General features: G+C 58.3%; 7 protein-coding genes and 3 pseudogenes. 6 read left to right on the top strand and 4 right to left on the bottom strand.

Annotated elements, in window-relative coordinates:
• Positions 1–156: 156 nt before the first annotated feature.
• A pseudogene (locus tag HCN58_RS36595) lies at positions 157–705 on the top strand (IS256 family transposase); the annotation flags it as partial.
• A gap of 113 nt (positions 706–818) precedes the next feature.
• Here the strand turns inward: HCN58_RS36595 and HCN58_RS34930 are convergent.
• Positions 819–954, bottom strand: a pseudogene (locus HCN58_RS34930) (IS3 family transposase); the annotation flags it as partial.
• 1,589 nt (positions 955–2,543) lie between these two features.
• On the opposite strand from HCN58_RS34930, the gene HCN58_RS36960 reads away from it, so the two are divergent.
• Together HCN58_RS36960 and HCN58_RS34925 are read left to right on the top strand one after the other, a co-directional pair.
• Positions 2,544–2,669 (top strand): hypothetical protein, encoded by a 126-nt coding sequence (locus HCN58_RS36960; protein ID WP_283814700.1) that lies wholly within the window; start codon positions 2,544–2,546, stop codon positions 2,667–2,669.
• A gap of 57 nt (positions 2,670–2,726) precedes the next feature.
• The gene (locus HCN58_RS34925) at positions 2,727–3,116 is read left to right on the top strand and encodes a pyridoxal phosphate-dependent aminotransferase family protein (RefSeq protein WP_171583827.1); all 390 of its coding nucleotides are present in this window, start codon (positions 2,727–2,729) and stop codon (positions 3,114–3,116) included.
• Positions 3,117–3,703: 587 nt separating this feature from the next.
• On the opposite strand, the gene HCN58_RS36590 is transcribed toward HCN58_RS34925, so the two are convergent.
• The gene (locus HCN58_RS36590; protein WP_311966948.1) at positions 3,704–3,880 is read right to left on the bottom strand and encodes a 3-hydroxyacyl-CoA dehydrogenase family protein; all 177 of its coding nucleotides are present in this window, start codon (positions 3,878–3,880) and stop codon (positions 3,704–3,706) included.
• 483 nt (positions 3,881–4,363) lie between these two features.
• Positions 4,364–6,838, bottom strand: coding sequence for a CoA transferase (locus HCN58_RS34915; protein WP_171583826.1), 2,475 nt, complete (start codon positions 6,836–6,838; stop codon positions 4,364–4,366).
• 600 nt (positions 6,839–7,438) lie between these two features.
• Here HCN58_RS34915 and HCN58_RS34910 point away from each other — a divergent pair.
• From HCN58_RS34910 to HCN58_RS36585, 3 genes are all read left to right on the top strand, one after another.
• Entirely contained in the window at positions 7,439–7,609 is a 171-nt protein-coding gene (locus HCN58_RS34910) for a hypothetical protein (protein ID WP_171583825.1), read from the top strand.
• A gap of 307 nt (positions 7,610–7,916) precedes the next feature.
• Positions 7,917–8,219, top strand: coding sequence for a type 2 periplasmic-binding domain-containing protein (locus HCN58_RS34905; RefSeq protein WP_171583824.1), 303 nt, complete (start codon positions 7,917–7,919; stop codon positions 8,217–8,219).
• Entirely contained in the window at positions 8,105–8,890 is a 786-nt protein-coding gene (locus HCN58_RS36585; protein WP_235984168.1) for an extracellular solute-binding protein, read from the top strand. Before HCN58_RS34905 ends, HCN58_RS36585 begins: the two co-directional genes overlap by 115 nt.
• Positions 8,891–8,898: 8 nt before the next feature.
• On the opposite strand, the pseudogene tnpA reads toward HCN58_RS36585, so the two are convergent.
• Positions 8,899–9,279: pseudogene (tnpA, locus tag HCN58_RS34895) on the bottom strand (IS200/IS605 family transposase).
• Between the last annotated feature and the right edge of the window lie 7 nt (positions 9,280–9,286).

Below are 9,286 nucleotides of genomic sequence, written 5' to 3'. Positions count from 1 at the left end.
GGGATTACGAGTTCATGCGCGATGAAATACTGAGCCAACTCGAGGCGACGCCACCTGTAGACGGGGTATCGCTGGGCCTCCATTTGGAACGCGTGCGCGCCGGAGGGTGTCAGAAAGAATGTGTAAGCAGGTTTCTGTGAGTTTACCTTACCGAGGTGGCTCAAGGTCATCAACGACCTGAAGACGCGTGGCGTCAACGATATCCTGATCGCGGAGCTCAAGGGCTTTCCCGAGGCGATCGCCTCGGTCTATCCGCAGACCGTGGTGCAGACCTGCATCGTGCACCTGATCCGCAACAACCTGGCGTTTGTCGCCTGGAAGGATCGCAAGGCGATCCTGCCTGCCATCAAGGCGATCTACCGGGCCGAGAATGCCCACATGGCGCTGGTCCGGCTCGAGGAGTTCGAGGATGAATGGGGCAAGCGCTATCCGGCGATCGGCTAGGCCTGGCGCCGTGTCTGGGAACACGTCGTGCCGTTCTTCGCGTTCGCTCCTGACGTCCGCAAGATGATCTACACCACCAACGCGGTCGAGGCGCTGCACCGTAGCTTGCGCAAGATCATCAAGACACGCGGCAGCTTTCCAAACGACGCGGCGTTGAAGCTGCTTTATCTCGCCATCAAGAACGCCGGATTGAGGTGGCGGCGAGGCGTCGAGTGGACTGCCGCCATGGGCCAGTTCGCCATTCAGTTCGGCTCGCGTTTCCGCGATCAGCACCATGACCAAAGTATCGATCGGCCGTCTAATCCGGCGGCCCGAGTTTGGCCGATCAGCAAGCTCTGTAAAGGCGGGCCTGCCGCCCTCGCCTCCGGCGGGCGGCGTGCAGCCGATCCTGGCCGCAATCGAGGTCACCGCCGCCCAGCGCGAAGAATGCTCGCTTGCGTGATCCAGAACCATCCGAACCGCACGGGCCCGGACCTCGGGTGAAAACTTGTTCGTCGTCTTGCTTGTCATGGCTCCATCCTCTCAGGAGTTGGAGCCTCCGGCAAACCCGGGGCGGTTCAGGGCAGCTCGACCGTCCACTGCGTTCAAACCAACAAAGCCACCGGCTACGTTGTTTGGACAGCTACCAAATTGGGCAGGGTCGGCTCGGACAGAATGGAAACGCATCCATGCGGGTCGCCCAGAGGCTAGCTACGAACGGAGAGCCGATCGGCCCCTTTCCGAAACTTTTTGTAGCTTTACCGATGCAGCACGTAGGAGATCAGATTGCGATGCACAAGCCTTACGAGTGTACACCAACGAACCGGATGAAATCGAGTTGCGCTCCGACTCGACCTCCATTGCAGAGACCTAGGCTCTTGCGTAAGGAGTTGCAATGCCTAGGTCGGCCGAAACAGACTCACCTGCCCTTGTTAATCTAGAGAGGCACTTATAACAAGTTCTTACGAAGGGCGAGGGACTAAACCGAGGAACGCAAGTGTCGTAGCGGTCGCGTCGCTCACGATCAAGCGCCGCGAGTAGAGAACATCAGGATGATACCTGCGGGCTAACGACGTTTGGATAAACCATGCGGAGCTAAATGGCACATTTCGGGATCGTTCCTAAGATTTTCCTAGCCACTAGGTACGATCGCGGAAGCATTGGATGTGTCAGCGCTGCAGCACGATGGCGCAGCCGCGGCTGCCTGTGAGGTCCCCAACTAGGTTACGCTAACCTCCATCAACTACTAGTACGCCAAGTGACGGCTCAGAGCGAATGTAGAGACAAGCCGCCCGCACAGTTTTACATCGGACCGCTGGAACCGCGTGCAGCGCCACGTCTCCAACTAGCCGTTCGAATGGTCTCAACAGCTGCAAACATCCCAAAACCAGAGAGGGATCTCGACAACACGATTGCACATCGATGCCTCAGCGCGCCCATGAAGGCCGACGCAGAATCTTGGCGAACGCGCGATCAAGTTGCAGCCACCTATCGGCGAAGCCGCGACCTGCCGCGGGACCTTGCGCGCGGAATCGCCCGATCAACTATCAATACTGTGATTGATCAAGTTGGCAGTTCGCGGAGACTTGTTGACGACCTCTAGGCGGCCTAATGGACCACTTACACGTTACCTCCAAGGAACTCGCATGCAACGCCCACAAAACTCTGCATTTGTCAACGCTCCTGCGCCCAGTCGTCGCCAGCGGCAATATTACGCTCTCTAGCCTGCAGCTTCAGCAACTTCTTCTTTATGGAAGCAAATGACCGGCGCTCAGGCATGATCGTGCTCCTAGGGTTCAACGGCCTCTGGGCATCCTCCTTCTCGATAATCTTCTCGCTCGTCCGCTGAACTGCCGGTGACGCTTCACCGAACTGCCGGTCCTTGTCGATGGCGATAGCGACTTCGGAGATCCAGACAATGATGCGATCGGGGCACCAGATTCCGCCAGCGTGGCGCTACCGGCGCCCCAACAAACGATATCCGGTTTGCAAAGATCAATTCGTTTCTCAGGCACCGTCATCTCGTCGAGCCGCTTCCTCCCTGGGTCGGAGTCTGCTCCAGCGACGATTCCAAATGCGCGTTTCATTTGGATGCAGGTGCTGGCGCTATTGAGGAATGAATGGCCGATCTTAATGAGACCTTCAACCGCAGCGAGTACAACGAGCGTCCGCAAGCCGCAGCAAAGTATCTGCCACAGCAGATCACGAACCGCGGCAAGGCGGTTCGGATCACTCCACAAATTTGACAATGAGTGCTGGATTCATGTTGGCGCAACAGATGTCATACAACCGCAGCCACAAATGTGATCACTCGACACGCGATCCTGCACCACCTTCAAGTCAGCGACGGCGGATTTGAACGGGAGATACATCGGCGCCTTGCCGATGCTCGCAACATGGGTCTTCATATCTTGTCTGATCTGCGCGACGTGGCCCCGCCACGTGCTGACGGTTCATTCTTCTTCTATCTCGACCCGAGTAGAATTCTATCCACTTTGCCAGCCGAAAGTGTTATTCGATCCGGCGACGACGTTGCACGATTGCTTCTCGATGAAACCAATGTGGGATGCGCCGCTTGCGGCTCGTTTGGTGACGTAAACGGCCCACGCCTCTCCTTCGGCGTTCCATCCGATCTATTGGAGGCCGGGCTGAAGCGCATCGTCGAGCGCCTGAACAATCTGAGGACCAGGTAAGCGGGGAGCAGGAAGTGCGCGGGTACATCCCGCCCACTGTGGGCATCGACGCGAACCAGCATCTGCTCTCCCGTAGCCGCCGGACCGCCATCACCCTCACGTGTCAGCGAGTGTGCGTGAGCACCTGGACTCGGTCGCCAGCGTACAGCTCCCGAGCCTAGGAGAGGTGCGGCTCCACTACGTGGTAACTGCCCTTCGTTGAGACATAGTCGCTATCGAGACCAATGTAACGGAGCAGGGTGCCCGTCGCATTGGCGAAAAGCTGGAAGTAGCGGCTCTCACTGACTTGGCCGTTGTAGTCGATCCAGTCAGATGATATGTCACGCCTCGGCATCCGCAGCGGGCCGGAGCCGATATTGAGCTGTGGAACGCGATCACACAGCCCTGTTCCCAGCGCGCGAGCGTCTCGCCCGCACCGTCGCCCTGAGCGCGCAGCCCCTGCAGCACGGCCACAAGGCAGTTTTCGCGTTTCTGTTATAGCTCAGGGATAGTCAGGTTGTCCGCTTGTACATCTGACTGCTCGGCCAGTTTGTCGAGGAAAGCGTCGGTGAGGTCGGGTACGTCGGTGAGCTTCGTCAGCGGCAACTTCAGCGCGGGTCCATATCGCTCCAGCGGCGAGTGCTGGCTTCAGGGACGGCAATGCGATACGTATGGATGGGGCCCATGACCGCCCGGCGCAGTCCGAAGGAGAAGCGGACTGCGTCATCAATCTCCTGCACGGTGGCCAAATCGTCGTGCACCAGCCACAGCGCCTCGCGCCACACTGCCTCCTGCAGCCGATTCGCAATGAACTCGTCTATCTCTTCCGCACCACGAGCGGGTGCATCCTTACCATCCGGAATATCTCATTCGCGCGCTCAATCGTCTCAGGCGACGTGAGTTGTCCGGCACACAGTTTAACCAGCGGCACCACTCCACAACGGTTAGCGATCCATCCGTTGGCAGCGGGACCAGTGTCAATCGCCGACACGCCCGGCGTGCCCTAGCCTGCGTCTTCTGCACACGCTCGACCGCACGAGGGGACGGGCCCATACAGCCGCACATCAAAACCGTTGAGAATAAACCGTGCAGCCCACCCAGCATCCATTAGTCCCCGCCCAGCAAGCGGACCGCTCGCAACGGCTCCCCACTCATGAACTTTGAACTCGGAGACATGAATTCTCCCGCTTTCCCAAATGATAGAGTTCGATATGAAGGTGCGATCCGCGCGATGCCGACGCACATGACGGCTTGGCGAGTTGGCTTCGCTAATTAGTGGACCGAGATCTTTTTTGTTGTGCGACCTCTCCTTCCGAGAGCATCGACTTACCGATGATACCCTCTTTGGCCAATTCTTCGATCTCCGTATCGGAGAGGCGGAGGAGCTCCGATAGGATCTCTCTGTTATGTTGTCCGAGCGTCGGCGCCGCTGTGCGGATAGGATAGGGAGCCTCACCTTCGCGAATCGGCATCGAGGGATGTGGATGGCGGCCTATGAAAGCACGTTCTACTTCCTGCAGAAATGTCCGCGACTTGAGATGCCGATCTCTGAGCAGGTCAATTGGCAGCCGGGCCACACCGGCGGCAACCTTCACAGCCTGCAACTCGGACATCGCCTGATCCGCGTCGCGAGTGAGCATCCAGGCTGCGATCTCTTTCTCTATGACATCCTCAATAACCCGGCGAGCTTCCGCAGGTCTCAGCGATGCGTCCTCAGCCCAGTCCGGTCGGCCAATAAGTAGGGCAAGTCGACGCCACATGTCTTCGTCCGTTACCGCTAACACAATCCAGTTATCCTGACCTGTGCATCGGAATGTGCCATGCGGCACGAACTGCGGATGTCGATTGCCATACCTCCTCGGTGGCATACCGTCGACTGAGTGGAGAATAATCCATGGCGCGGCAAACGGCATCATGCATTCGATCTGCGCAAGGTCAATGAACTGTCCCTGCCCGGTACTGTTGGCGTGAAGTAGTGCAACCAGAACTGCAGCACAGCCGTTCAACCCGCCGACGGGATCCCCCAAGGCGACGTGGCTCATCACGGGTGGCCCATCGTGATTTCCTATCACGCCCGGCAGGCCCGATCCCTGCTCGAGAGTCGAGCCGTAGGCCCGGCAATCGCGATAGATGCTGTCCGCACCAAATGCGGACATTGACATCATCACAAGCCGCGGGTTGATCTCTCGAACCACATCATACCCAAGGCCGAGCTTCGGCAGTACGTCGACTGAATAATTGTCAATGGCGATGTCGGCCCCTGCCAAAAGTCGTTTCGCAAGATCGACGCCCTGCGGCCGCGTCAGATCAAGTGTAATACCGCGCTTATTGCGGTTCATCGTACAAAATCGCGCATTCTTTTCGTACATCTTCCCGTCGACGTAAGCCTGCCGTTTGTCAACGCCACGCCACCAGTCCGGATATTGGATGGCCTCAATCTTAATGATGTCTGCACCAAGATCCGCCAGCGTGCGGGTGCACAACGGACCCGCCCAGCCCATCGTGAAATCGATAATGCGAATTCCATGCAAGGGCGGCAGGTCAGCCCCGCTGCAGCAGGAGCCTGCCGCCGCGGGGCTGATCAGATGCCTTTGGCTGCGCGCGAGCACCTGCTGCTCACCAGGAGCCGGAACCTTCCCCCCGCGCAGCGGCGGCGTCATCCTCAGCTGGTGAGCTGACCCAACCGTGAAGCCTTCCTCGTCTCCAAGCAGAACAGGCACTATCGCGCCACGCAGCTTCTTCTCGGTGTCCTGCAGCAAACTGCATATTTCGGGCACGGACACGATCGGAATTTTGCGCTTTAGTCCCTCGGCAAACCACTCCAGCGCCGTACGCGTTTTCAACCGTGGGATCAATTGCCCTTCGATCTCCTCCAAGTGGCACCAGCGATCTTCGCCGACGACTAAACCTGGATCATCACGCAAATCGAACAGGCCGAGCATATCGCAAAACGCCCGCCATTGTGCCGGCGTCTCGACCGAAACCCCGACCCACCCTTTTTTCGTGTCGTAAATGCCCCACGGAAAGGCCAGGCAGAAGCGGTTAAGGCCAATCCGATGCATAACGTTGCCGCGTGCACACGCCTCCAGCATAAGAAATTCGCCCACGGCAAGGCTTGATTCGAAAACACTGAGCGACCACGACCTCCCGGCCCCGCCGTGCCTTCGCCTAACCAGCGAGGAAGCTGCGGCAATGAAGCCCCATAGCCCAGCCAGGATACCAGTTTGGAAATCCGGCGCGTGCAACGGAGGCCCTTCGGCCGGTCCAAGTAACTTGACAAGACCGGCGAGTGCACGGACGGTGGAATCAGTCGCTGCAAATTCTGCATAGGGGCCTTCGCGGCCGAACCAGCTCGCTTCGAGGTAGACCAACTTCGGATGTCGGTTGCGGATGGTGGCCATATCGACAGGGGGACAATCCGAGGAGTCGATGTCGCGGCCATCCACCAGAATGTCGCACCCCTCGATCAGTGCCGATAGCCGTGCACTCGCGTCCGGCTCGGTGCGGTCGATGACGATGCTTGACTTGTTGAAGTTGAGGAATGCGAACCACGCGCTCTGGCCTCGAGGCGTCAGTGGCGCACTGCGGCGAAACGGATCCCCTGCCGGCGACTCGACCTTCTGAACATCGGCGCCGAAATCGGAGAACAGTCGCGCGCAATAACTAGTTGCAGCCGAGCTACCAATCTCGACTACCCGTAAATGTGATAACACCTGTGCCGGCTGCTCCAATTTGTCACTCATGCTAGTGCTCCGATACGTAATCTGGCTTGGCTTGTGAAGCTGTTGGCATCAGGCGGCGCTAGCCACTAGGCACGGATTCGCAATTTCGCGAGTTCTACGGGTGGCGGTGGCGAGCAATCGTATTCCGCTCCGGCGCTAGTCGCGCAACGAGAAGCTTCCACCACTGTTGCGAACTGCTCGAGGATTCAGGCTCTTGTCGCCCCCTCAGTGCACGGCGTTGGAATGCTTGCCGAGTGATGCCCTTTTTGACTGTCGCGCAGTCATTTACTTGAAGAAAGCGTGAGCCATGCAATGGCTTAAGTGCGCCTGTCATTGCAGCACTTTGATCTAGCATGATGAGCCCTGTCCTTACCGCGAGTTAGCAAGTCATCGTACGCGATCAGCAGCCGATCGAGACACTACAAACTCTGGTAGTGCTCGTGCGGTGTTGGAGATTAGCATCAACGGCGGCATAGCGCTGCTATAGGGGGCTGGTAAGATCATCGCAAAACCAAGACAACACAATCCAGGTATTTTCTGGCTGTTGGCCGCCACGGGAAGTCATATCAAGACTCCTCATTCGCCTGGCCGTTAGAGGCTGTTTTCTGCACAGGCCGCTCGATGATGCTATCTCGCGCCGAACAAGCCTTTGCCCAGCAGATCACGCCCAACCAGATCAAGCTGGGCATTGCAATTGATGCCAACTGTCTTTATGCGATCTACACTTTGCAGCGGCATTTGGTCCAGACCCGCAAGAGGTGCGGAGTGTCCGAGGCGGCCGTGGACGACTAAATGGCAGAGGTTAGCGACCAGTCGACCAAGTGTAGACGCCCTGCTTACGGCTTCTCCTAGGCTGCCTCCAACTCGATTGCGGACGGCCGCCGGGTGCCGTCGGCTGGTCGCACTCGTCAGTAATGATGGACAAAAACCCATCGCGCACAGATCTGCGAAGCACGTAGTTCTGGCTTGTGCCGCGCACGCCGCCTACTTGCTTCAGCCTGGGGAGCGCCCCCGGCCGATCGCACAGGGCTCCACTTTTCACCAGCGCGACAATCCTTGCTCCGCGAGAAGAACGTGCATCAAGGTTCGCGTCTTCCCCATGAGCAACGCGAAGATCAAGCCGATGATCGACACCGGCAATGTCGGATGGGACGTGATCCACTCCGGCCGCTTCAGGATGATGAAGCTGATGAAGAGCGTGGATTATTTCGAGCGGATCGACTACTCACTGATCGACGACGGAGTGCCCAAAGAACACCGCTTCGAATATGGTGTGGAGATGCAGATATGGGCTCAGGTTATGGCCTACCGCACCGACGCCTTCAAGGCGCGGCGCCTGCAAGCTGGGCCGACCTCTGGTACACAGCGAAATTTCCCGGCGACCGGGCCATGTACAGCATAGCCGACGTCGCCCCCGAGATGGAATTCGCACTGATGCCTGCCGGAGTACCTCCAGAGAAGCTCTACCCGCTCGATGTGGATAAGGCACCGGCAAGCTACGACAAGATCAAGAAGAGCGTAGTCAAGTGGTGGCAGACCGGCGTGCAGCCGACGCAGATGCTGAGCGACCGCGAGATTGTGATGACCACCGTCTGGAATGCTCGGATGACGACATTGCAGGAGCAGGGCGTGCCGGCGGCGATCTCCTGGAATCAAGGACTATCGAATTCCGATGCTTGGGGGTCATGGATGGTGCTACTAGGCCGCCACGGCATCATGAACGAGGCGCTGCTGGCGATGCATCTGATCACGCAGCCGATCCGGCTACTCAACACGACGCTCGCGACCGAGATCGCGATGATACACATCCTGCTGCCCCACATGATCCTGCCGATCGCGAACGCGCTGCGACAGATCGATCCGTCCCTGCGACGAGCCGCCTCTGTTCTCGGCGCTACGCCATTAGGCACGTTCTGGCAGGTAATTCTGCCCCTATCGATGCTCGACGTGGCTGCAGGTGTGGTGCTGGTGTTCGTAGTAAGTATCCCCCGGCAAAGCCGGGGCTTTAGGAATTGGGCCGCTCAAAGCGGCCGTGGGACGCTAACGCGTCCCCTCATCTTGTTGGCCGCCTGAAGGCGGTCTTAGCGCCACATGTTCAATTGGTCGAGCCGGGTATCCTCGGCCTCCTGCTTGCGGATGTACTCCCTGATCACCGCTTCGTCTCGACCAATGGTCGAGACGAAGTATCCTCTGGCCCAAAAATGCTGCCCCACGATGTTGCGCTTCCTCTCTCCATAGACCCGTGGCCAGATGGATTGCGCTCTTGCCCTTGATGTACCCAATCACTTGCGACACCGCATATTTGGGCGGGATCTATATCATCATGTGAACATGATCGGGCATCAGATGCCCTCTTCGACCCTGCACTCCTTCTGCATTGCCAATCTGCGGAATACCTCCCCGAGATGCTGCCTCAACTCCCCGTACAGCGTCTTCCGCCGGCACTTCGGAATGAAGACCACATGATAT

This window comes from Bradyrhizobium australiense, from assembly GCF_013114825.1.
GTDB classification, from domain to species: domain Bacteria; phylum Pseudomonadota; class Alphaproteobacteria; order Rhizobiales; family Xanthobacteraceae; genus Bradyrhizobium; species Bradyrhizobium australiense.
Note: the sequence above shows the minus strand (reverse complement) of the source record. Positions and strands in the feature narration are given on the sequence as shown.